The 22331-nt window shown below is 36.1% G+C and carries 25 protein-coding genes; 13 read left to right on the top strand and 12 right to left on the bottom strand.

All coding sequences use genetic code 11. The annotated features are described in order from the left end of the window. Positions 1-38: 38 nt before the first annotated feature. Entirely contained in the window at positions 39-572 is a 534-nt protein-coding gene (locus tag ACQKNC_RS03335) for a hypothetical protein (RefSeq protein ID WP_427423448.1), read from the bottom strand. Positions 573-687: 115 nt separating this feature from the next. After that, positions 688-885 carry a helix-turn-helix domain-containing protein gene (locus ACQKNC_RS03330; RefSeq protein WP_427423447.1) on the bottom strand — a complete coding sequence of 66 codons (198 nt, stop codon included), beginning with the start codon at positions 883-885 and terminating at the stop codon, positions 688-690. A 121-nt stretch (positions 886-1006) separates the two neighbouring features. On the opposite strand from ACQKNC_RS03330, the gene ACQKNC_RS03325 reads away from it, so the two are divergent. After that, positions 1007-1291 carry a hypothetical protein gene (locus tag ACQKNC_RS03325; RefSeq protein WP_427423446.1) on the top strand — a complete coding sequence of 95 codons (285 nt, stop codon included), beginning with the start codon at positions 1007-1009 and terminating at the stop codon, positions 1289-1291. 109 nt (positions 1292-1400) lie between these two features. Next, entirely contained in the window at positions 1401-3167 is a 1767-nt protein-coding gene (locus tag ACQKNC_RS03320; RefSeq protein WP_427423445.1) for an AIPR family protein, read from the top strand. 623 nt (positions 3168-3790) lie between these two features. Here the strand turns inward: ACQKNC_RS03320 and ACQKNC_RS03315 are convergent. Both ACQKNC_RS03315 and ACQKNC_RS03310 read right to left on the bottom strand, forming a co-directional pair. Next, positions 3791-4096 (bottom strand): hypothetical protein, encoded by a 306-nt coding sequence (locus ACQKNC_RS03315; protein WP_427423444.1) that lies wholly within the window; start codon positions 4094-4096, stop codon positions 3791-3793. Between the two features lie 219 nt (positions 4097-4315). Beyond that, positions 4316-4963 (bottom strand): DUF2599 domain-containing protein, encoded by a 648-nt coding sequence (locus tag ACQKNC_RS03310; RefSeq protein WP_427423443.1) that lies wholly within the window; start codon positions 4961-4963, stop codon positions 4316-4318. A 523-nt stretch (positions 4964-5486) separates the two neighbouring features. On the opposite strand from ACQKNC_RS03310, the gene ACQKNC_RS03305 reads away from it, so the two are divergent. The 3 genes from ACQKNC_RS03305 to ACQKNC_RS03295 all read left to right on the top strand — a co-directional run bounded on the left by ACQKNC_RS03305 (position 5487) and on the right by ACQKNC_RS03295 (position 7325). Further along, positions 5487-6353: an alpha/beta fold hydrolase gene (locus ACQKNC_RS03305; RefSeq protein WP_427423442.1), complete on the top strand. Its 867-nt coding sequence runs from the start codon at positions 5487-5489 to the stop codon at positions 6351-6353. A gap of 335 nt (positions 6354-6688) precedes the next feature. Beyond that, positions 6689-6889: a hypothetical protein gene (locus tag ACQKNC_RS03300; protein ID WP_370041634.1), complete on the top strand. Its 201-nt coding sequence runs from the start codon at positions 6689-6691 to the stop codon at positions 6887-6889. Positions 6890-7037: 148 nt separating this feature from the next. Beyond that, entirely contained in the window at positions 7038-7325 is a 288-nt protein-coding gene (locus tag ACQKNC_RS03295) for a hypothetical protein (protein ID WP_427423441.1), read from the top strand. A 178-nt stretch (positions 7326-7503) separates the two neighbouring features. Here the strand turns inward: ACQKNC_RS03295 and ACQKNC_RS03290 are convergent, their stop codons facing one another. The 3 genes from ACQKNC_RS03290 to fdhF are packed head-to-tail and all read right to left on the bottom strand — an operon-like array spanning position 7504 to position 11981. Next, positions 7504-8550, bottom strand: coding sequence for an Mrp/NBP35 family ATP-binding protein (locus ACQKNC_RS03290; protein WP_427423440.1), 1047 nt, complete (start codon positions 8548-8550; stop codon positions 7504-7506). Between the two features lie 16 nt (positions 8551-8566). Then, on the bottom strand, positions 8567-9043 hold the full coding sequence (locus tag ACQKNC_RS03285; RefSeq protein WP_387082277.1) for a DUF1641 domain-containing protein: 477 nt from the start codon (positions 9041-9043) through the stop codon (positions 8567-8569). A 4-nt stretch (positions 9044-9047) separates the two neighbouring features. After that, positions 9048-11981, bottom strand: coding sequence for a formate dehydrogenase subunit alpha (gene fdhF, locus ACQKNC_RS03280; RefSeq protein WP_427423439.1), 2934 nt, complete (start codon positions 11979-11981; stop codon positions 9048-9050). An 810-nt stretch (positions 11982-12791) separates the two neighbouring features. Here fdhF and ACQKNC_RS03275 point away from each other — a divergent pair. The 3 genes from ACQKNC_RS03275 to moaA are packed head-to-tail and all read left to right on the top strand — an operon-like array spanning position 12792 to position 14990. Then, positions 12792-13139, top strand: a complete 348-nt coding sequence (locus ACQKNC_RS03275; protein WP_427423438.1) for a DUF2294 domain-containing protein — start codon at positions 12792-12794, stop codon at positions 13137-13139. 12 nt (positions 13140-13151) lie between these two features. Beyond that, entirely contained in the window at positions 13152-13949 is a 798-nt protein-coding gene (gene fdhD, locus ACQKNC_RS03270) for a formate dehydrogenase accessory sulfurtransferase FdhD (protein ID WP_427423437.1), read from the top strand. A gap of 24 nt (positions 13950-13973) precedes the next feature. Beyond that, entirely contained in the window at positions 13974-14990 is a 1017-nt protein-coding gene (moaA, locus tag ACQKNC_RS03265) for a GTP 3',8-cyclase MoaA (RefSeq protein ID WP_427423512.1), read from the top strand. 312 nt (positions 14991-15302) lie between these two features. Here moaA and moaC read toward each other — a convergent pair whose 3' ends face one another. The 3 genes from moaC to ACQKNC_RS03250 are packed head-to-tail and all read right to left on the bottom strand — an operon-like array spanning position 15303 to position 16859. Beyond that, positions 15303-15785 (bottom strand): cyclic pyranopterin monophosphate synthase MoaC, encoded by a 483-nt coding sequence (gene moaC / locus ACQKNC_RS03260; RefSeq protein WP_427423436.1) that lies wholly within the window; start codon positions 15783-15785, stop codon positions 15303-15305. Then, on the bottom strand, positions 15778-16368 hold the full coding sequence (mobA, locus tag ACQKNC_RS03255; RefSeq protein WP_427423435.1) for a molybdenum cofactor guanylyltransferase: 591 nt from the start codon (positions 16366-16368) through the stop codon (positions 15778-15780). Before mobA ends, moaC begins: the two co-directional genes overlap by 8 nt. After that, complete coding sequence (locus tag ACQKNC_RS03250) at positions 16365-16859, bottom strand: MogA/MoaB family molybdenum cofactor biosynthesis protein (RefSeq protein ID WP_427423434.1); 495 nt, start codon at positions 16857-16859, stop codon at positions 16365-16367. Before ACQKNC_RS03250 ends, mobA begins: the two co-directional genes overlap by 4 nt. A 119-nt stretch (positions 16860-16978) precedes the next feature. Between ACQKNC_RS03250 and ACQKNC_RS03245 the strand changes: the two genes are divergently transcribed. From ACQKNC_RS03245 to moaD, 5 genes are read left to right on the top strand one after another with little or no spacing between them, the layout of a single operon-like run. Next, entirely contained in the window at positions 16979-17995 is a 1017-nt protein-coding gene (locus tag ACQKNC_RS03245) for a thiazole biosynthesis adenylyltransferase ThiF (protein ID WP_427423433.1), read from the top strand. Between the two features lie 14 nt (positions 17996-18009). Further along, positions 18010-19302: a molybdopterin molybdotransferase MoeA gene (locus ACQKNC_RS03240; RefSeq protein ID WP_427423432.1), complete on the top strand. Its 1293-nt coding sequence runs from the start codon at positions 18010-18012 to the stop codon at positions 19300-19302. After that, complete coding sequence (gene mobB / locus ACQKNC_RS03235) at positions 19263-19787, top strand: molybdopterin-guanine dinucleotide biosynthesis protein B (RefSeq protein ID WP_427423431.1); 525 nt, start codon at positions 19263-19265, stop codon at positions 19785-19787. Before ACQKNC_RS03240 ends, mobB begins: the two co-directional genes overlap by 40 nt. Next, on the top strand, positions 19784-20263 hold the full coding sequence (locus ACQKNC_RS03230) for a molybdenum cofactor biosynthesis protein MoaE (protein WP_427423430.1): 480 nt from the start codon (positions 19784-19786) through the stop codon (positions 20261-20263). Before mobB ends, ACQKNC_RS03230 begins: the two co-directional genes overlap by 4 nt. Next, complete coding sequence (gene moaD, locus ACQKNC_RS03225) at positions 20256-20489, top strand: molybdopterin converting factor subunit 1 (protein WP_427423429.1); 234 nt, start codon at positions 20256-20258, stop codon at positions 20487-20489. The genes ACQKNC_RS03230 and moaD overlap by 8 nt, the downstream gene beginning before the upstream one ends. 116 nt (positions 20490-20605) lie before the next feature. On the opposite strand, the gene modB is transcribed toward moaD, so the two are convergent. Together modB and modA are read right to left on the bottom strand one after the other, a co-directional pair. Next, positions 20606-21262 carry a molybdate ABC transporter permease subunit gene (gene modB / locus ACQKNC_RS03220; protein WP_427423428.1) on the bottom strand — a complete coding sequence of 219 codons (657 nt, stop codon included), beginning with the start codon at positions 21260-21262 and terminating at the stop codon, positions 20606-20608. A 3-nt stretch (positions 21263-21265) separates the two neighbouring features. Then, on the bottom strand, positions 21266-22051 hold the full coding sequence (gene modA / locus ACQKNC_RS03215; protein WP_427423427.1) for a molybdate ABC transporter substrate-binding protein: 786 nt from the start codon (positions 22049-22051) through the stop codon (positions 21266-21268). Positions 22052-22331 lie beyond the last annotated feature (280 nt).

Here is a 22331-nt window from a genome sequence, read left to right as displayed (position 1 = left end):
GCAATGAAAAAAGCCACTCATTTGAGCGGCTTAAAGTATTATTTAACTGGAACTGTGAATGTTACATCTTGCGTTCCAGTTTTCTCATCGTAGACATCGCCAAACATTAATTTAATTTCTTTGACATTTTCTACATCAATATCTTTCCCATCTGGTGCTAAAAATTCTAATACAGCTTCTTTTTTAACTCCTCCTTGAATTTCACCTGAAACCTTACCATCAGTTAAGAACATATTGGCATCTAATTGCATGTCACCAATAACCGCTGAACCTTGGTCTGGATAAAAAGATACTTTACTATCCTTAGTATTATGAACATTAACTCCAACTTGTATCTTACTTTTGGTAATTTTAATTTCTCCAAGTCCAACTTTTAGACCTGAAGCATCAACATTTTGTGCGCTTGCATCAACTTTCTTAGATCCATCATTTTTTGAAGACGATGTTTCCACTTTCTCTCCAGATGATCCAGTAGATGGTTTATCATCGTCAGTACTACACATAGCTAATGCAATAATTAATACGACTAATAGTATTAATCCTCCACATCCAAATTTGAAAAATTTCTTCATTGTAGTAACTCTCCCCTGATATGTAATATTTTGTTCGTATTAAACTATATCAAATTTCCTATAATGTGTCAGTAGAATTTGAAGAAAAAAACAGACAACTGTGATTAGTTATCTGTTAATCCCATTCCAAAATATCGTCAAAGCTTTTAATTTCTAATGTATTGCAAATGGTTTCTAGATGCGCTTTGTTAATTGTGTCTCTGCGATTGTTTACAATTTCACTGATAGCTGCTTGGCGAATTCCTGTCATTTCAGCCAATTTTGATTGTGTAAGTCCTCGTTCTTCCATTACTTCTTTTAGTTTTATCCGCATAATAAACCACCCTTCGTTATGATCTCTTATTCAAAAAGTGATGTTGTACGATTTCATGCACTCACTGCCTTTACATGACGATTTAAAAGACCAACTGCATAAATGCATACTGGCTACAATAATGAATGATATACGTGATTTTGTGAACGCTAAAGACGTTTTAGCTAACATTATCCGTGACATTGCGAACGGTACATTAACAATTGCTAGTACATTAAGAGCTGTATTCACAGGAGCATATAAAAAAGCTGTGGAGCGTTCAAGTATGAAGCTTAGTAAATCATCCTCTATAGAAGAAACGACCGATAGAGAGCGTCCAGTACCATTATATAACTGGCTGAATGAGCGCGATGATCGTACACAATCTATTAATAGACGTACATTGGATAATTGGTTGGAATTGTAGAAGAAGGAAAATGGTAATATTTAAATTGGTTAATAATATACAAATTCAACTACTGCATTGTTTGAATTTATGGTAATATTGGATTATTATTCTTTAAAAGGAGTTAATTATGAAAAACCCGATAATTAAAGGTTTCTTGAAAGATTTTAAAGCAAAATATGAAATAGAAGACAAAGAAGAAGATTTGTTATTTGAAGATTTTATTAATTACTGTGTTTTAAACAATCATGTAATAGACTCAGAAAAAAACTTTCAAGAACTTGATACTGGAACTGCTAAGGCATTTGATGGTATTGCGATAATGGTGAATAACAAGTTAGTTTTGAATGAGGAAGATATAAATGTACTTGTTGAGCAGAAACAAGTATTATCTGTTGAGTTTATTTTCGTTCAATCTAAAGCCGCTGAGAAATTTAACGATACAAATATTACATATTTTTTAGCACATGTAAACCAGTTTATTTGCAATGAGACATGTACAATCCCGGAAATTACTAAATTTTGGGAATTAAGAAATATAATTTATGAAAACTCTCATCTTTTTAGAAAAGAAAATCCAAAATGTACAATGTATTATGCAACAACTTCGCCAACATCTCAAATAAGTGAGGATATAATTCAAACTATTAACAATGGTAAAACTGCATTATTAGATAGTGGATATCTATCAGATGAAGTTAAGTTTCTACCATTAGGTGTTAAAGAAATTCAAAAGCTATATCGTAAAATTGATTCAGATTTAGAAGCAACATTTAAATTTCCTAAAAATGTAACATTTCCATATGAAGGAGATGAAATAAAATCTGCTTATTTCGGTTTGGTAGAAATTCAAGAGTATATGAATTTACTATTAGATAATGAAACAATGGGAGTAAAAAATGTTTTTGATGATAACATAAGAGACTATTTAGGTATAGATAATAATGAAGTTAATAAGAATATGCATGACCGACTTAAAAGTTCATCTTCACAATTATTTGGTATTTTAAATAACGGTATTACAATAGTTACTGATGAAATTAAACCTGTTGGAGAAAAGTTTACACTTCATAATTATCAAATAGTAAATGGTTGTCAGACTAGTAATGTTATTTTTGAAACATATGACTCTTTGACTCAAAAAAATACTTCTATACCATTAAAAATAATAGCTACGACTGATGAAAATACTAAAAATGAGATAGTTAAATCTACTAATAGTCAAACGGGATTAAAACCAGAACAGTTAGACGCCCTTAATAATTTTCATAAAATGCTGGAAGAATTCTATAAGTCTCAACATACTACTTTTAAGGATTTACAGTTATATTATGAAAGGCGTTCCAATCAATATAGAACGAGTGATATAACACAAACTAAAATAATTAATATTCCTAAGCAAATTAAAACAGTGACTTCAATGTTTTTGGATAATCCTCATGGAGTTTCAGGACATTATGGAACAGTAGCCAGAAAAGTAAAAGATGAAATTTTCCAAGAAGATGATAAGTCGGAACCATATTTTGTGAGTTCTATACTATTTTATAGATTAGAAGCCTTTTTTAGGAAGAATAAAGAGTACAGAGAATTTACTAGAATGAAATGGCATATTTTAATGACTATTAAATATTTATTAGTGACTACAGGAAGGTTTTCACCGAGCTTAAATTCAGCTGAAATACAAAAATTATCTAATAATATTTTAAAAACAATTAAGAATGAGGATTCTACAAATATTTTAATCATAAATGCTATAGATTCTATAAATATGATGATAGAAGAAGAAGGACTAGAATTTGAAGACCGGAAATTATTTGAACGTAAGGAAACAACAGATAAACTCAAAACTTTTTTAATAAGATATCATGATTTCTTAAATAATCATTTCTCCAAATAATAGATTAATTACTTAAAGACCACTCCATGATGGGTGGTCTAAAAAAAGTAAGGTAAACAAAAGGTAAACATTCTATACGTTAACCATTGATATATCAGCATTGTAGTATGTCCTCCTGGGACGTCTAAAAACAGGGTATAAGGGTTTGAGAGAAATTAGGGATTCAGTCAGGGCTTCGGTCCGGGGCATTGAATCCCTTTTTTCGTTCCTCAAATATTTATGGGATTCCGAAATCATCTTCCAATCAAAATTTTGAATGGAGGATTTTTTTGTTCTATAATAACCTTTCCCTTATTTGGGGCGCAACCTCTATGAGTTTCTCGCCCCACTTCCCGTGAAGTCTGTCAAAGGTTCTTTTCACTTTGACTGGCTATACGGGATGTGGAACACTCCATAAATGGAGGTTGCCACAAAACAAAAACTTAACTTTTGTGTGTCCGGAATCTTGACTTAGATCCAGTTTTATATATTAGGATAAGCCCTAGTGAGATAAATGTGCTTTATTGGAGGTTAATTAACGAAAAGCACACCACGTTTTTTCTTCTGCAGTTAATCAGCTTTTAAATGAAAAAAAGATCGTCAAATTGGCGATCTTCGTTATTAAATAAATCTACCCAATTGCATTACTTTGCAATTTTGTCACGGTACAAAACAAATGTAACTACGTTTAATAATATAGTAACGCTGACAAGTATTGCTGAAACATAAGCTATAGTACCCATTGTATCCATCAGAGAAGCTAATTCTCCATTTTCTACCAATATATAGCTATAAAAAATTTGTAAACAAATTGCGATTGCGCACGCACTAAAACTAATAATAGAAAATGCAAACCATTTCTTGCTCTTGTGTTTTTTATATCCTAAAAGATTAAAAAATGGGGCAATCAAAGCTACTAATCCAAGTATTATGCTAAATAAATGAATCATAAAAATACTCCCTCCTCATATCTTCAAACGAAAAATAGTTAAATAAGTTACCTACTTAACATTTGTTCATAATTGTTGTAAATAAACTTGTAAGGGCGAATTTAAGGAGTTGGCAATTTTGCTACACCCAAACCCTCTTGGCATTGTCGTGGTTAAAAAAGGATCCCCAATTCATGCGAATGGGGACTCTTTTTTGTTGTTTAATTACATGAGATAACATTAGTAGATTTTTTTGCTGGGTTCTATATTCCAAGGGAGTTTACCTGTATATGGCGGAATAGGTCTAGCGTGACAATTAAATTGCTTTTTTAGGGATGCTTCATTTTTCCAGTCGTAATAGTGAGAAAAGTTTTTCTTTAATTCTGCGAATGCTTTTTCTTTTGTCCAACCCTTGGCAGATTTATTTGGATAAATAGAGATTGATTTTAAGCCATCTCTATTTATCCAATATGCTCTAGTAATATATGTAGCCCCACCTGGGTCAATTCTAGGTGTCGCTGCAGATATTGAGTCTAATATTATATTTTCTTTTATTTGTAGTTCGGAATCAATTATGACCCATTCAAAAGTATCGTCCTCACTAAATTCATTAGTATATAGAGGGACCCCGAAAGTAAATTCAATTCCAGAGGGCAGTGTTCCTTGTCCCGAGTTAAATTGAGTACTTTGTAGTATTTCATCTTTTTCTTCATCAGTCATAGATTCATATAACGTTTCGTCTTCTAACGTCAATACTTCTAAAGACTCTTCTAAACTTGGTAATACATCCTCAGCATTATTAGAACTTGCATTTATATTAATACTTGGAAAAACAAATGAAAATATTAAAATAAAACTTAAAGAAAAAAAATACATTTTCTTATTCAATTTTAAATACCTCCTTTTTTACTTTTTCCCGGGTATATTAATGACTTATCATTAGACATAATAATTTCAAAATCAATTTTTGTTGGTAATTGAACGAAAATTGATAAGAGTCAGAAAATTATCTAAAATTCAAAGATATTATAAATATCTTCAAACCATACTAAAAAAGTCGATCTGCCACAAAAAAGCGCTGCAAATCCTTTAACATTAAGGATTTGCAGCGCTTTCCTTTTTTGAGAAGACGTTAGAGAAGGATAGAATAGTATTACGGAGAAATAAATAAAAGGAGCTATACTATGGATTTTTTTTATTATGGAGAAAATCGTACACAAATGTACTCTTCAATAATACTGGAGAAGATTATAATAGAAGGAAATGTGATAGATGTGTGGGGGGACTAAAAACCTTTAAAAGCCTATTCTTTCATCAAAATCATATTGGAAGAAGATTAATTAAGTAAGGGAACCTCTCAAATATACTGGGCATATGCTGATATATGTCGAATTGAAAGGGTGTCTTCTTCATGTTTCCTTATCCTCAATTTCCCTATCGCGATTATAGGTCTATGTCTAACAGTTTTTATTACGCCCCTTATTGGTCGCCCTGGAGCAATGGTGCTCTTGAATTAGATGAAAGACACCGTTTACCCTCACAGCAACGGCTTACTTTCGTGCTTGTGCATGGTGCTTGGGCTGATGCTCATTTCTGGGATGGAGTAGCGGCAGAATTGCGCAGTCGAGGGCATGACGTCTATACACCTGAATACGCAGGTCACGGTGAAGATCCGAATAAAAATGTCACGCATGAGATGATCACGAAGTCCGTCGTTGATTTTATTATAAAATGGAATCTACGTAACTTTGTTCTCGTCGGGCACAGTTTCGGAGGATCAGTCATTCAAAAGGTTGCAGAACAGGTTCCGGATCGCATAAAGCGACTTGTCTTCTGGGACGCGTTCGTACTGAAAGACGGAGAATCAGTTGCTGACGAATTCTCGCCCCAAATGATACAAAGTTTTGAAGAGCTCAGAGCCAGCTCGAACGACGATACGATTTTTATGCCGTTTTCCCTGTTTCGAGATTCATTCGTTAATACGGCCACTTTGGAGGACGCTAAACGGATGTATGAAAGCGTTACTCCGGAGCCGGCTAAGCCGCTTTTCGAGAAACTAGATCTTAAAACGTTCTACTCGCTACCTACGCCCAAAAGCTATGTCTATTTCTACCAAGACAACGCATTGCCACGAGGAGAGAATTACGGCTGGCATCCGAATATGTCCAGTCGGCTTGGGCAGTTCCGCCTGATTGTAGGCGACGGTGACCACTTTACGGACACGCGTACAAGACCAGCTATGGTGGCACAGAAGTTTTACGAGGCAGGTCGCGACTGATTACTGTAAGCAGGATTAAGTTATGATTAGCTGTAATAATCCATAAAAAGACCATTTCGTGAGGATCAAAAAGAAGTAAGTTTGAACCAGCTGAAAAGTGTTCTAAATCCTGTGTTATCAAGGGTTTAAGGCACTTTTGTTTTTTTTTATGTTGTTCATTCTTAATATGATTAGATCAACTTCTTAAAAAATGTATTTTGTAGCACTTAACCTCTATTGGGTTAAATATAAATTTTGAAGTTCTCACTACCTTCCGTAAAGATTTTTTTGCAAATTAGAATAATTTATATAAAAAACGGAAATAAATAGGTGTAAAAATGTTGGAGTTGATCGTTATGGAATTTGATAAAGAGTTAGAAATTTACTGCTACAGCTGTCGTAAAAAAACTGTATTTACACGTAAAGATATGCATAATAAAAGTGGGGTAGATAGTCACTGTAGTGAATGCTCAGGTATTTGGTTTGAATGGCAAAATCGAGCTGTAGAGAGAGAAATGGAAAAGTGGATTGAATATAATAAAGGGCTCGTAAATTAGTCGAGTCAATGATACCAGTTGAATTTAAAACTATTTCACATCTAAATACGTACCAATCCAAATGTCTCAGAAACGAGAGAAGCGAAAACTTATAAAAAGAGTTATAATATAATAGGAAGAAACTCAATAAAGAGAGATGGATTTTAAAATGAATGAACAATTAGTAGATTGGATTACACGTTTTCAAAAGGAGAAAGATATAGAGGCTCTCGCAAACTTAAAAAATTATTGCTACTATATGATCGAACCTTTAATTGAGGAATTTACGGAGAAATACGGTGAAGATGCTGGGGAATTATTGCGGTTAAAATGGGATAAGCGTTTTTATTTTATTTTTACAAAGTATCAATTGAATGTTGGACTGCCTTTAGATTCTTTTGTTAAAAATACATATCGCTTTTATTTTATGCAGGTTTTGAAAAAGGCTGGCTATTGAATTAAATATAAATTTGAACATTGCTCCATTAAAAAATCCTTGTCTCGTGTAAAAGTGAGACAAGGATTTTGTGTTTTATCATGCTCTTAGGGAGATTAACTGCCTGTAAAAGCCTGATTGGCGAAGACTGATCATCAGTAGGGGATGAAGAAAACCGTCTACTGACGAAAGGTACATTTTATTGATATATAATATCTTCTGCAAGGTGCGTAAATACTTCACCGATAATGGAGTCTTCGTCATAAACGGAAGAACCTGTATTTTCCTCAGGTTGTGCAAATGGAATTTGAGCGATGATACTTGACTGAAGCTCATCTGCTAATTTTTCTGCGCCACCCTGACCGAATAAATAGTTCTTTTCGCCATTTGAGTTTTCAAAGTAAGCCATGTTTTCAACAACACCGAGAATCGTGTGTTTCGTATGTTGAGCCATCAGACCTGCACGAGAAGCAACATGAGAAGCTGCAAGGTGTGGTGTTGTTACAATAATTTCCTGCGCTTGTGGAATCATTGCTGCCATATCAATGGCTACATCTCCTGTACCAGGTGGTAAATCTATAAGGAGATAATCTAATCCATTCCAATGTGTATTAACAAGGAAATTACGAATCCATTTGTTGAGCATTGGGCCACGCCACATGACAGGTTGGTTGTCGTTTGTGAAAAAGCCCATCGACATGATTTTTACACCATGGCTTATGACTGGAATAGCTGTTTGGTCAAGCATTGTTGGCTTTTGATGAATCTTCATCATGGCAGGAATACTGAATCCGTATATGTCTGCGTCTAAAATACCTACACGTTTACCAAGACGGGCAAGAGCTACTGCTAAGTTAATTGTCACGGTAGATTTACCGACTCCACCTTTACCACTAGTAACTGCTATAAATTTGACACCAGAATCGGGTAGAAGCATTTTAGGCATACCTTTATCCGTTACTTTTTCTGATTTTAAAGAAGCTGTTAAACGACGACGTTCTTCATCGGTCATAGAACCAAATTTAATGGAGACTTTTGATGCACCGATCGCTTTCAACGCTTCTTCAATATCTTGTTGGATTTTGGCTTTCAAAGGACATCCTTGAATAGTCAAAATAATATCAAGTGAGATATCCGTACCGTTGACTTGAATATTGCGTACCATATTCAAGTCAACGATGCTTTTATGAAGTTCTGGGTCATCGATTTTCTGCAAAGTTTTTAAAATGTGTTCGTTCGTTAGCATATCAGAATCCACCTTCCTATTTTAGGCCTTTGCCAAGTCCTTTTAAGAAGTGAACGCCAAAATTTACAGCACGATTAACATCAGGATCGTTTAACATTTTGAACAACTTAAAGGCACTAACTTTTTCGTCCGATTCAACAGCTTTGTTCGCTTCATCTAAGCCGGTATTTAAGCCTTCTATAAGCTTAGTTGTTGTTTCAGGATTCAGTTCGGTTAATGCTCCAGCAACACCCATTAAGTTGTTGATGATATTCGTAACAGGCTTACGAGTTAATTGACCTAGAGCAATATGTGCTACATCCTCTTTAGCTTCAAGTAGTTTCGTAGCTGCTTCTAGTGCTCCAATATCATTTAATTCTGCCATGATCGTAAAGACCTGATTAACCATTTCTTCATTCTCAGAAAGAAGTTGCTTTAAATTCTCTAACTTTTCTTCCTTTAGTTGTTCTTCTGTTACTTGCGCTTTTTGAATTGTCGTAATTGGTGCAGCCATGAAATCACTCCCTTTCGTTAGTTGTTAAGTGTACGTAACCAGGACGATTCCATTTACGTTGTACCTCAACACCATTTTGTGGATGACGTTTTTTATAACGCGGGTTTGTTCTAGGAAGTGGCGATTTTCCTTTTTGTTTCAATACTTCTACACGTACTTTTGTTTGTTTGTACGCTGGTGTCGATGTATTGATGTCTGCAGCGGGGCCCGTTAAGAAATTAATCGCTGAGTCCTTGCTAACAGAGTTCATTGGTAAGAAAAGTTCATTTCCTTGTACGCGATCTGTCACTAGGGCATTTAACTTTAATGCGCCATGAGGAGACACTAAACGAAGAAGAGCTCCATCTTCAATGCCACGTTCTTTTGCTAGTTCTGGTGATACTTCAACAAAAATTTCAGGTACTTTCGATTGAATACCTTTTGATTTATTTGTCATATTACCTTCGTGGAAGTGCTCAAGCATACGGCCGTTATTAATATGACAGTCATACTGTGCCTCATATTCAACAGGTTTGACCCAATCATTTAAAGCAAAACGAGCTTTTTTATCTGGGAAGTTAAAACCATCTTCATATAGTAAAGGTGTATCTTTACCTTCAAGGCTACCCCAACAGAAGCTGCCCCAGCCTTCTAATACATCGTAGTTAGCTTGAGCGAAGATTGGAGAAAGACTAGCCATCTCAGCAAAGATTTCACTAGGGTGACTGTAATTCCAATCTGCACCTAAGCGACGAGCTACTGCTTGAAGGATTTCCCAATCTGCTTTTGATTCACCAAGTGTTGGTAGTACTTGATATAGACGTTGAACACGACGTTCTGTATTTGTAAACGTACCTTCTTTTTCAAGAGAAGGTGCTGCTGGTAAAATAACATCTGCGTACTGTGCTGTGCGTGATAGGAAACAATCTTGTACAACAAAGAAATCCAATTGTGAAAGAACTTCATCTACATGGTTTGCATTACAGTCTACAAGAGCCATATCTTCTCCTACTAAATACATAGCTTTCATTTTACCTTCCATAACCGCATCTAACATTTGCATATTAGTACGACCAGGTTGTGGTTTGATTTTTACACCGTATGCTTCCTCAAATTTTGCACGTTCCTCATCATCTACTACTTTTTGATAACCTGGTAATAGATGTGGCAGTGTACCCATGTCGCAAGCACCTTGAACATTATTATGACCACGAAGAGGGTAGGAACCTGCACCTGGACGACGATAGTTACCTGTCGCTAAAAGTAGATTTGAAATAGCAGCAGATGTATAAGAGCCACCTGTATTTTGTGTAACACCCATACCCCAAAGAATACATGTACCGTCTGCATCACGAATCATTTCAGCAACATTAATTAAAGTTTCTTTGGAAATACCTGTTTTTTCTTCAGCATATTCTAATGTGTATTTTTCAAGCACATCTTTAAAATCATTGAAGAAATGCACGTTTTCATTAATAAATGCTTCATCATGCCAGCCTTGATCGATCATGTATTTTGTAACGGCCATTAACCATACTTGGTCTGTACCTTGTTTTGGACGCATGAAGATGTCAGAACGCTCAGCCATTTCATGTTTGCGGATATCGGCAACAATTAATTTTTGACCGTGTAATTTATGGGCACGTTTTACGCGAGTTGCTAAAACCGGATGACCTTCTGCAGGGTTTGCCCCAACAATAATGACAAGGCCAGCCTTTGCAATATCTTTAATTGTTCCTGCGTCTCCACCCATACCAACTGTACGTATTAAGCCGTCAGTAGCTGGCGATTGACAATAGCGTGAGCAGTTATCGACATCGTTTGTTTCGAACAATTGACGTGCCATTTTTTGGATTAAGTAGTTTTCTTCGTTTGTAATTTTTGAAGAAGAAATAAAGCCGACAGAACCAGAGCCGTATTCTTTTTGAATGCCACCTAGTTTAGTAGCAATTAAGTCTAGAGCTTCATCCCACGAAGATTCAACAAATGCATCATTTTTACGAATTAATGGTTTTGTAATTCGTTCTTCAGAGTTGACGAAGTCCCAGCCGAATTTTCCTTTTACACAAGTAGAAATAGCATTTACAGGACCGTCAGAAGGTTGCACTTTTAAAATTTTGCGACCTTTTGTCCAAACTTCAAACGAACAACCTACGCCACAGAAAGTACAAACAGTTTTTGTTTTTTTAGTACGCTTACTACGCATAGCAGCTTCGACTTCGGAAACAGCAAAGATACCGCTATATCCAGGTTCAACTTCCTTAATTAAACTAATCATCGGATCTAACGTATCTTGTTTAAGCCCAGTCATAAAACCAGCTTCGCCAAGCATTGATTTTTCCATTAAGGCATTACATGGACAAACAGTAACACATTGCCCACAGCCTACACAGGAAGAATCGTTAATGGCAACGCCTTCATCCCAAATTACTTTTGGTCTTTCAGCTTCCCAGTCAAGAGATAATGTTTCATTAACTTGTAAGTTTTGACAGACCTCTACACATTGTCCACATGCGATACATTGGTTTGGATCATATCGGTAAAATGGGTGCGACATGTCCACTTCGTGTGGTTCAACTTTTGGTTTATACGGATATTTTTGATGTTCGATTTCCATTAATTCTGCTGTGTTGTGTAATGTACAATTTCCGTTGTTATTATCACAAACTGTACAGTACAGCAAATGATTTTCTAGAAGTCGATCCATCGCTTCTGTTTGTGCAGCTTTCGCTTTATCAGAAGTAAGTTGGATATCCATGCCGTTTACTGCTTTTGTAGAACAAGAGCGTACTAATTGTCCATCCACTTCAACGATACATGTATCACAAGTTTCGATAGGATCGACAGATGGTACATGACAAATTTGTGGATGGGCGATGCCATGTTGATTAATGGTATCAAGTATTGTAGCTCCCTCTGCTACATCATACGGTTGGCCATTAATTTTAATTGAAGTCAAGGTATTTTCCTCCTTTTGCTCTTTGAGACTAATTTGACAATCGATTAATACTTAGAATAAATCGGGAATAGAATTACGAGGTTTTTTATTTTGATTTGTCTTGTTTTTTTAAAAAATTGTCTTGTTATAATGCCATTTCCCAATTTGTCCAATTTCTACACCAACATAGATGTAGAAACATTTAATACGAGTTGTCAATGTTGATATTGCTCAAAAATAAAAAAATCCACCATGAAAAGACATGTGTTAACATGCTATTTATTCATGGTGGATAAAATTCTTAACAGGCCTTGCTAAAAATTCAATCAACTTTTATTTTTTATTCAATATAACTATAGAATTTAAATATTAAAACCACTATGTCTATAGTTCAAACTTATTCGTATGAAACCATGACATAGGAATCAAAATACTTTCATTCCATATGTAATACTAATTATTATAGCCTTTTCAGTCAAAATGGACAATAATTATAAAAAAATTTATCTTCATTCAGTAGAAAATCCTATCTCAGAAGATGATTAGATGAATTCAGATATAGCTCTTTTTCAATAGGTGTTCACCATCTACTGAATGAAGATAAAGCCTCCGGCGGATGTCACGGATTTTAAAAGGAATGAATTGTGCAGGCACAATTCAAAATCCGGACGCAATTACGCCAAGGCGAAATTGATCGATAATTGATAATAATTATCATTGGATATTTTCTCTTTAATTTTTATTTAAGTTGCTATATTATTAACAAACTATAAGGGTGACCCCTGTGAACATAGGATAAATAAGATTAATTACGTTGGGAGAATCGTTAAAATGTCAAAAAAAGTGCATGAGTTCAACGACATTATTCGAAAACTACGCAAAGATATATTTGGAAAAGGACCAGAGCGTATTCATACTGTTTTTGTAGAGAACATGGCTGTGTCAACTTTATATGGTAATATCACACCGACAGAAAAATTTATTGCGAGTACACCTGAAGGGTTAAAAATGGTTCATGCTGCACGGACAAGGATGATTCAAGATTTGTATACTAAATCTCCTCCAGAAGGCATGGAAGAATTGATGGGCACTAAGTTAATCCATTTATTTTCAGATATTAAAATTGAAGAAGATTTTGCTATTTCTGTATTTGTTTTTGAAGATAATATTAGTGAATAAAGGGGATGCCATATGGAACGTGCAGTAGCAAGAGAAATAATACGTGTTGAAGGTAATCAAATCAAAGAAATAGAAGATACAGTTGTCACAGAATACGCTGTCACAGTGAAGATTAATGAGCAAGAATTCGTGACGATGGTTTGCACACCCGAGTATGTAGAAGATATGGTTATTGGATATTTGGCTTCTGAACGAATTATTCGCAATTACGAAGATGTTGAAGACATTTGGCACCAAGAAAAAGAAGGTTTTGTGCACGTTAAAACAAAGCGTGTGAATCCTTACTTTCAACAAATTCAAAATAAACGTTACATTACTTCTTGTTGTGGCATGAGCCGCCAAGGGTTTGTTTTTGCTAATGATGCATTAGTAGCTAAAAAAATGGAAGGCATTCATGTGCGTATTACAACAGATGATTGTTTTCGTTTAATGCGCGATATGCAAGATTTGGCCGAAACATTCAAACAAACTGGTGGTGTTCATAATGCAGCGCTATGTGATGCGAATGGTGTTTTATTGAGTAGAATGGATATTGGGCGCCATAATGCCTTAGATAAAATTTATGGCTATTGCCTAAAAAACAAAATTAGCATTCAGGACAAGATTATCGTATTTAGCGGAAGGATTTCATCTGAAATTTTACTTAAAGTATCGAAAATTGGCTGTGAAATTGTTCTGTCTAAATCAGCTCCAACAGAATTGGCATTGCAATTGGCAGAGCAACTTGGTATTACGACGGTAGGTTTTATTCGCCAAAATACACTTAATATTTATACACACAAAGAACGTATTCACTTACCTAGAAATTGATCAAAATGAAAGGAAGAGATTAAAATTACTAATCTACTAGACCAACTACACAGACCATTAAGAGATTTAAGGATATCAGTGACAGACCGTTGTAATTTTCGTTGTCAATATTGCATGCCTGCAGAAGTATTTGGTCCAGATTATGCTTTTTTACCGTCTGATAAAATATTGAGCTTTGAAGAAATCGAACGATTAGTAAAGATTTTCGTTTCGTTAGGTGTGAAAAAAGTACGTATTACTGGTGGTGAGCCTTTACTACGTCGTGATTTGTCGACATTAATTGAACGTATACATCGCATAGTGGGAGTAGAGGATATTGCCTTAACGACCAATGGTACATTGTTAAAAAAATATGCCAATGAATTGGCGAAAGCAGGTTTATCACGAGTAGCTGTTAGCCTAGATTCTCTAAATGAGGAACGTTTTTTCGAGATGAATGGACATCGAGGAAAAGTGAAAACGGTATTAGAAGGTATAGAAAAAGCGGCAGAAGCGGGTTTACAAGTGAAGATCAATATGGTCGTTCAAAAAGGAAAAAATGAGCAAGATATCATTTCGATGGCAGAATATTTTAAAGAGAAACAGCATATTCTTCGCTTTATTGAATATATGGATGTCGGTAATTCGAATGGTTGGCGGTTGGATGAAGTTGTGTCAAAGAAAGAAATCATTGACCAAGTCCATCAATTTTCCCCAGTGCATCCTGTTGACCCTAATTATAAAGGGGAAGTGGCTACACGTTATCAATATGAGGATGCTCAGGGCGAAATTGGCGTGATATCATCTGTAACAGATTCTTTCTGCTCCACTTGCTCGCGTGCCCGTATTTCGGCAGAAGGGACATTATATACGTGTTTATTTGCAACAGAGGGAACGAATCTACGAGATTTATTAAGGTCTGGGGAAGATGATGAAACTATCACCCAATGCATTTCAAATGTTTGGGGAAATAGAAAAGATCGCTATTCCGATGAACGAAATGAACAAACAATGGAAAAAAGGAAAAACTCAAAAATTGAAATGTCACATATCGGTGGGTAGACGAAATAGAGTGGTATTAGTTAGTGCTGGTGACTTATGTTAATAAACAGAAAAAAATCGGCAAAATGCCGGATTTATCTTCATTCAGCAGAAAGCTACTGCCCTAGAAGGTGGTGATATGGATGCGTATGAGATTTCTTTTTCAGTGGGTGTCTAAGTACTTGTACCTGTCGCTACGCTTTCGGTACAAAAGACACCTGCTGAATGAAGATAAAGCCTCCGGCGGATGTCACGGATTTTCAAAGGAATGAATTGTGCTAGCACAATTCAAAATCCGGACGCAATTACGCCAAGGCGAAATTGATTTGATGTTTATTTATGCACAAAGTCGCCACTTTTTCCACCCGTTTTTTGAACGAGGTACGTTTCTTTAATCACCATAGATTTGTCGACGGCTTTACACATATCATAAAAAGTTAGTGCAGCAATGGATACGGCAGTTAGTGCTTCCATTTCGACACCTGTTTTACCACTACATTTTACTGTAGCTTGAATGTGTAGTTCGTAACCAACCTCTGCTTTTGTATATTCAAATTGAAGATCGGTTCCTTGTAACATAATCGGATGGCACATTGGAATAATATCAGCAGTTTTTTTAGCACCCATAATCCCAGCAATTTGTGCCACTTGCGTAGGGTCGCCTTTTTTAATGCCTCCCTGTTGGATAGCTTGATAGACTTCATCGGATAACGTGATTGTACTACGAGCGATTGCTGTACGGTTTGTGATTGTTTTATCTGAAATGTCGACCATTTTGGGGCGGCCTTCTTCATTCCAGTGTGTAAAATTATTCATTATTAGACTTCCTTTCAAATGTTTGTAGCCAATCTTGTTGAGAATTGATATTGATAAATGTTGAGCTGTCTTCTTCGAATGGGACATAACATACTTGAAGTTGCTCTAACAAGACTTTCATACTTCGCTTGTTTTGTTGGACTAAATGCTGTGCTTTTGGTAAAGCACTGCGTCGATATAAAGCAGCAAGAGGTTGTAATCTTGAAGCTTGTTTAGGAACAATCGCATCATAACGATCATCGATGAATGTTAGCATAGTTTGGACAAATTCGGCATTAATAAAAGGCATATCACTTGCTATTACGAAAAACCACTCTACTTCCGGGAAATTTGTCATTATATTATGCAAGGCAAACAGAGGTCCTTGATGAGGCTGTTTTTCAATGATCCATTGGACATTTTCTTCTACAAACTTTGATTGCAAGTTAGCATTCGTAGCAATAATTAAAGGCTGTAGTTGATTTTTTTGTAAGGCTATGAGACTGTGCTTATATAAAGGCAGACCAGCAAATAATTCAAACATTTTCGGCTGACCATACCGTGAAGATTGACCACCAGCTAAGACAACACCAGCCATTTTCATATGCGATTCAACTCACCGACAAAATGTTGCACAGTAGGAAGAATCAGTTTTGTCATGGCGAGTGTCACGGCATTAGTGGAACCAGGTAGCACATAGATAGCCGTTTTATCGCGACTACCCGCTGTTGCACGACTAAACATGGCTCTTGGGCCGATTTCTTCATAGCTTAGTGTTCGAAATAATTCACCAAAGCCCATCATTTCTTTTTCGAAAAGAGGGAGAATCGTGTCGTAAGTTTGGTCTCTCGGTGTAAATCCTGTTCCTCCTGTTACGATAATGGTATTAATGGCAGGATTATCGCACCATTTTTGTACGTGGTTTGAGATTTCAAGCGGTTCATCTTTTGACATTTGGTAGTCTACTAATTCAAATGAAGCTTCTTGAAGTAATGCTTGAATACGCTGACCACCACGATCATCCGCCTTCGTGCGTGTGTCGCTCACAGTTAAAATGGCAGCTCGTATAGGAAGTTGACTATGTGTAGGATGCAAGGAAAAGACCTCCTTTTATAGAGTTGATTTTTGTTTTTGCTGAAAAACATTGCTTTTATTATAAAGCTATAAATTAAAAGGTCAAACTAAAATTCATAGAAAGAAAGGCAAAAGCGTTTATGCATAATAGATATTCTAGACAACAATTATTCAGCCCAATCGGAGAAAACGGGCAGCTATTACTAAAACAAAAGCATGTCCTGATGATAGGAATTGGTGCTTTAGGCAGTGCTAGCGCAGAGGCTCTTGTAAGGGCAGGCGTCGGAAAATTGACGATTATTGATCGTGATTATGTAGAGTGGAGTAATTTACAAAGACAACAACTATATACCGAACAAGATGCGCAAGAAAAAATCCCTAAAGTAATCGCTGCAAAAAAACGACTACAAAGCATTAACTCAGAGGTAGAAATTAAGGAATATATTCTTGATGCGTGTTCAGAGCAAATAATCCCACTGCTTGCAGATGTAGATATTATGGTGGATGCAACGGATAACTTTGATATTCGCTTTATGATGAACGATCTTGCACAAAAATATCAAATTCCTTGGGTTTATGGTTCTTGTGTTGGCAGTTATGGCGCTACTTATACGATTGTGCCAGGTAAAACACCTTGTTTACATTGTTTGCTAGCAGCGATGCCTAATACAGGGATGACATGCGATACAGTAGGAATTATAAGTCCGACTGTTCAAATCGTTGCAGCTTATCAAGTAGCTGAGGTATTAAAGTTTTTAGTAGGCGATGAAAAAGCATTACGCAAAAGTTATTTAACTTTTGATGTTTGGCAAAATCAACATTATGAAATAAACGTGGAAAAAATCCGTAATCATGATTGCCCATCCTGTGGTAAAAATCCGACCTATCCTTATTTATCATATGAAAATCAAACAAAATTAAATGTATTATGTGGTCGCGATGCTATTCAAATACGTCCAGCAAAACCGATTCACTATAATTTTGATCAGCTCGCTGTTCAACTTAGTCCCTATGGTGATATTCAACAAAATCCCTATTTATTATCTTGCCAAGCAGAAGATTATCGACTAGTGATTTTCCAAGATGGACGAGTTGTCATTCACGGTGTACAAGATATACAAAAAGCTAAAACCATTTATTATCGTTTATTCGGATAAAGGAGTGTTCTAAAATGTTAGAAAAAAGAAAACCAATTGCTGTTGGAGAAGCTGTTCAACGTGTTATGGAGTTCGCATTCCAAGAAAAAATAGAGGTCGTTTCATTACAGCAAGCACATGGCCGTTTTTTAGCAGAAGATGTTGCTGCAGACCAAGATGTACCAGCTTTTAATCGTTCGCCTTATGATGGTTATGCTATTCGCTCAGTCGATAGTCAAGAGGCATGTTCAGACAATCCAGTGACCTTTCAAGTAGTGGGGGAGATTGGCGCGGGCTATGTATTTGAGGGAGAAATCGGTGATCGAGAAGCGGTGCGCATTATGACAGGAGCTCCTATCCCAAACGGGTGTGATGCTGTCGTTATGCTAGAATTAACGCACACATTTGAAGAAGACAATCAACGGTATATGTCGATTAAACGCTCTTTTGAAACAGGAACAAATATTTCCTATAAGGGAGAGGACGTTCAAAAAGGCGCTATTCTTATTGAAAAAGGACAATTCATCAATCCGGGTGTTGTCGCATTACTTGCTACTTTTGGTTATGATCAAGTACCCGTTTTCAGAAAACCAATCGTAGGCGTTATTGCAACAGGAAGTGAATTACTAGAACCAAGTGATGCTTTGCAGCCGGGAAAAATTCGTAATAGTAATGCATATATGATAATGGCTCAAATTGAACGTGCTGGGGCAACCGTCAAATATTTTGGTAAGTTTAGCGATGATCTAAATTTATGTATTCAAGCTGTTGAAAAAGCCCTTCAGGAAGTAGACATTTTGATTACAACAGGAGGAGTATCAGTAGGTGATTACGATTACTTACCTGCCATTTATGAAGCCATTGACGCACAAGTACTTTTTAATAAAGTAGCAATGCGACCAGGTAGTGTAACAACTGTTGCGGCTAGAAATGGTCAATTATTATTTGGACTTTCAGGTAATCCATCAGCTTGTTATGTTGGTTTTGAACTATTTACACGACCTATTATTCGAACGGCTTTTGGTAATAAGCAGCCGCATTTACGTAGGGAGCAGGCTGTTTTAAATGCGGACTTTAAAAAACCGAATCCATTTACCCGTTTTGTGCGTGCGAATGTGTCTTACGAGAACGGTCAATTAGTTGCAGCTCCTTCTGGGTTCGATAAATCTAGTGCGGTTTCTTCCTTAGCAGAAGCCAATTCTTTTATTGTATTACCAGGTGGATCACGTGGATACGAAAAAGGAATGCAAGTAGTTGTCCTATTGTTAGAAGATTTGCAAGGAAGTGAGTGGCCATGGGGCATCATCGAAAAATCTTACAAATCGTAGGCTATCAAAATAGTGGAAAGACAACGTTAATGGAACAACTCATTACACAAGCCACTACAGAAGGTTTTCGTGTAGGATCAATCAAGCATCATGGACATGGTGGTATCCCTATGATAGAAAGTTCAAAAGATAGTGTTCGTCATGAGAAAGCTGGCGCAAGTGTGACAGCAGTTGAGGGAGAAGGTACTTTGCGGATGAGCATTCACCAAAGTAACTGGCAGCTTGCTGATATACTAGTTATTTATGAAACATTTAATATGGATATCATTTTCATTGAAGGTTATAAAAATGAAGACTTTCCAAAGGTTGTTCTTTTGCGACAGGCGGAAGATCAATCTTTGCTACAAAAAGTAACCAATATCGTCTGTGTTCTGTATTGGCCAACATATCCACTAAATAAACCGTTAGATTATCCCACTTTTTCAATTCAAGAAAAAGCACAATATATAGAATTTCTAATGCAGGAAATGAGGAATAAATCATGACTACATCGTTGTTTGAAATCATTGATAAACCAATTGATGTTGAAGAGGTTAGAGAAAAAGTAACAGATCGAAATGCTGGTGCAATCACTGTATTCATCGGAACAGTACGTGAAATGACGAAAGGCAAGAAAACACTACATTTGGAATATCAAGCCTATCCTACTATGGCTATAAAAATGTTTGAACAAATATCTAAAGAAATACAAGAGCGATGGTCAGAAGCGAAAGTAGCCATTACACATCGTGTTGGTCATTTAGAAATTTCGGATATTGCTGTAGTAATTGCGGTTTCATCACCACATCGTAAAATAGCCTATGAAGCCAATGAATATGCGATTGACCGTATTAAACAAATTGTGCCTATTTGGAAAAAAGAGTATTGGGAAGATGGGACAGAATGGATTGGTGATCAATTAGAAAATATCCCTTATCCAAAAGGAAATCCATCAATCAGTGAGGAGGAATCTTGTGATTAACATATTATTGTTTGCTCACTTACAAGAGATCATCGGTGAGTCAAAATTATATGTAGAACTGTCAGACCGAACAATTGGGCAAATTAAAGAATGGATGGAAATTCAATATCCACAAGTTAATTTACAACATGTCATGACAGCAGTAAATGAGGAATTTGCAACAGATGCAACGGTTGTAAAAAAAGGTGATACAATCGCGTTTATTCCACCTATTAGTGGAGGGTAAAAAGAAAAGATGTAGTTGGTACAGTTTAGTTTGAACCGACTACATCTTTTATTATATTTATCCTGAAAAAGCCTGTCAGTAGGGGAAGAGGAACCCCTACTGGTTAAAGTTCCACTTTATGCCTTCAAGAGATGAACGCTCAGAAGCATAAGGAAGGAAATACCTATCATACAAATCACCCATGACCAAGCGAGTGACATGTTACCCGAACTAATCGCCATATAAATAGCAAGCGGCGTAGTTTGCGTTTTGCCTGGAAGGTTTCCAGCAAACATTAAGGTTGCACCAAATTCACCTAAAGCTCGTGTGAAACTTAAAATTCCGCCTGAGACAATTGATTTTAATGCAAGAGGGATAGAAATAAAGAAAAAGACTTGCCATTCGTTAGCACCATCAACACGTGCAGCGTTCTCAATGTCCTTATCAACAGATTCAAAGCCAGTTTTTGCTGATTGATACATTAAAGGAAATGCAACAACGGTAGAGGCAATGACTGCTGCCCACCATGTGAACATAACGGGTTGGTTAAAAAGCCATGTAATCAAGTTACCTAGCACACTGTTTTTGCCAAAAATAATAATTAAAAGAAATCCTATTACAGTAGGGGGTAATACTAATGGTAAAAGTAACACTGTTTCTAGAAATAATTTTCCTTTGAAATTACGTTTTGCCATCCATTTACCAAATAGAATACCTGCTACTATCACAATTATTCCTGACACAAGTGCTATCTCAATAGAAAGCTTAAGAGGTGACCAGAAATCAGTACTCATCTATTAATGAGTTCCTTGAAAGCCATATTTTTTAAATACTTTCATCGCTTGATCACTTTGTAAATAGTGATAAAAATCTTCCGCTTCTTTTGCATGCTTACTCTCTTTGATCACACCAACAGGATAAATAATAGGTGTATGAGTATCTTCTTTGGCTGTAGAAACGACATCAACTTTTTCTGACACAAGGGCATCCGTTTTATAAACCAACCCTGCATCAACATTTTCAGTTTCTGTATAAGTAAGAACTTGTCGTACGTCTTTTGTATACACTACTTTTGATTCTACATTTTCCCAAAGGTTCATGTTTTTCAATGTTTCTATACCGTACTTGCCAGCAGGAACCGTTTCAGGTGTACCAACGGCAATCTTATCAGCTTTCATTAAGTCTTCAAATGATTGAATATGTTTTTCATTGTTCTTAGGAACGACTAACACTAATTCGTTAGCTAAAAGATCCGTTCCTTGTTTTTTGTCGATTAAATCTTTTTGAACTAGCTCATCAAACTTATCTTGTGCTGCTGAAAAGAAAAGATCAACAGGAGCACCTTCTAAAATTTGTTGTTGTAAAGCACCAGAGCCACCAAAGTTAAATGTGATTTTAATATTATCGTGTTCATTTTCATAGGCTTTTTGAAGCTCTTCTAATGAATCTTGCAAACTAGCTGCTGCGGAAATCGTTAATTCAACTGGTTCGTTTACTTTGTTGTTGCTTCCTTGGCTACCACAACCTGCTAAAATGCCGATCAGTAGTAACAATGAAGCTATTAAACTATAATACTTTTTCACTTTGATTATACTCCTTTTATAACTCGTTATAACAAGACATAACTAATTATAATTAGTTATGTCCAAAAAAGAAATACTTAATCGCTAGAAACGCTCAAGATGTAAAAAATATGGTTCATCACCAAAAGTTGTAGAGGAGTTTTGTAAAACGTATACTATGTAAATAAGTTGATTGGAGTGGAGGCTGGGCGACTCTTTGGGGATTAGCGTCTCATCGGACGCCCCCAGGAAGCTCTGCGAGAAAGCGAAGCGTCAGCGATAAAAGCGCCCAGTCGGAACG

The organism is Lysinibacillus sp. NPDC094177, assembly GCF_050279145.1.
In the GTDB taxonomy this organism is placed as follows: Bacteria; Bacillota; Bacilli; order Bacillales_A; family Planococcaceae; genus Lysinibacillus.
The sequence above is the reverse complement of the archived record's forward strand: the minus strand, read 5'-3'. Positions and strand labels throughout refer to the sequence as shown.